Source organism: Promicromonospora kroppenstedtii DSM 19349, from assembly GCF_000515355.1.
Lineage (GTDB): Bacteria > Actinomycetota > Actinomycetes > Actinomycetales > Cellulomonadaceae > Promicromonospora > Promicromonospora kroppenstedtii.
Map to the genome: position 1 here is coordinate 4,100 of NZ_KI911741.1, position 1,202 is coordinate 5,301.

Here is a 1,202-nt window from a genome sequence, read left to right on the forward strand (position 1 = left end):
GCTCGACGGGCGCCGCCGCGAGCCACGCCGGGTTGCCCGCACCGACGCGCTGGCCGGCCACGGCGAACAGGTCCTTCACCGCCACGCTCTCGCCGTCGAGCACGCCGGGGCCGGTCGGGGCGAGGAGCGGACCGGGTTCGGGCCGGACGCGCCACACGCTGAGGTCGAGAGCCATGCGCCCATGCTGCCAGGCCGAACGAACCAGCAGGTCAGACGATACGACGCGGCGGAGCGGGTGAACTCTGGGGCTACCCCTTCTCGGGCCTGCCGCCCTGTGCGATCCTGCGAGACCGGGACGGCCACCCGGCGCCCCTGCCGTCCGTCCGATCGGGGTGTCACGCCATGCTGCAAGGACTCGGACTGTCCGGGACCGCTGAGTCGGTCTACCTCCAGATGCTCCGGGACCGCGACGCGGGGCCGGACCTGCTCGCGGCCGCGCTCGGGATCGACGAGGCGCAGGTCCGCGACGCGCTGGACGAGCTGGCCCGCCTGATGCTCGTCGAGGAGTCGTGGGCGGGCGACGAGGGGTTCCGCCCGGTCAGCCCGGAGGTCGGGCTCGCGGCCCTGCTCGCCCGGGAGCAGGCGCACGTCGCGCGGCGCAACCAGGAGATCGAGGAGGGCCGCGTGGCGCTCGCCCGGCTCGTCTCCGAGCTGCAGAACGTGCGCCGGGGGCCCGACGTCGAGGTGCTGGGCACCGCCGAGGAGGCACGCGACCGGCTCACGACGCTCACCGCGGCATGCACGCACCAGCTGTGCACGTTCGTGCCGACGCGAGCCACGTCGTCGCGTGCGCTGGAGTCGAGCCGCGCACTGTCCCAGGTGCTGCTGGACCGCGGGGTGCGGATGCGCACCGTCTACCTGGAGAGCATCCGCAACGACCAGCCCACCTGGGACCACGCGACGTGGCTGCGCAACAACGGCGCCGAGGTGCGGCTGGCCGCGACCATCCCGGTGCGCCTGCAGATCATCGACCAGGACCACGCGATGGTCCCCCTGGCGGACGCCGAGTCCGGGTCGGGTGCGGTCGTGATGACGTCCCCCGGGGTGGTGGCCGCGCTGATGGCCCTGTTCACGCAGACCTGGCGGTCGGCCACGCCGCTCGGCGCGGACCGGCGGCGGGACCACGACGGCCTGTCGGTGCAGGAGCGCGAGCTGCTGCGGCTGTGGGCCAAGGGCGCGACCGACGAGGCGGCGGGCCGGCG

Annotated in this window: 1 protein-coding gene; it reads left to right on the forward strand. The window is 74.7% G+C overall.

Annotation, left to right across the window (positions count from 1 at the left end; translation table 11 throughout):
• Positions 1–342: 342 nt before the first annotated feature.
• A partial coding sequence (locus PROKR_RS35990; RefSeq protein WP_036968402.1) for a TrmB family transcriptional regulator occupies positions 343–1,202 on the forward strand: 860 nt, incomplete at its 3' end.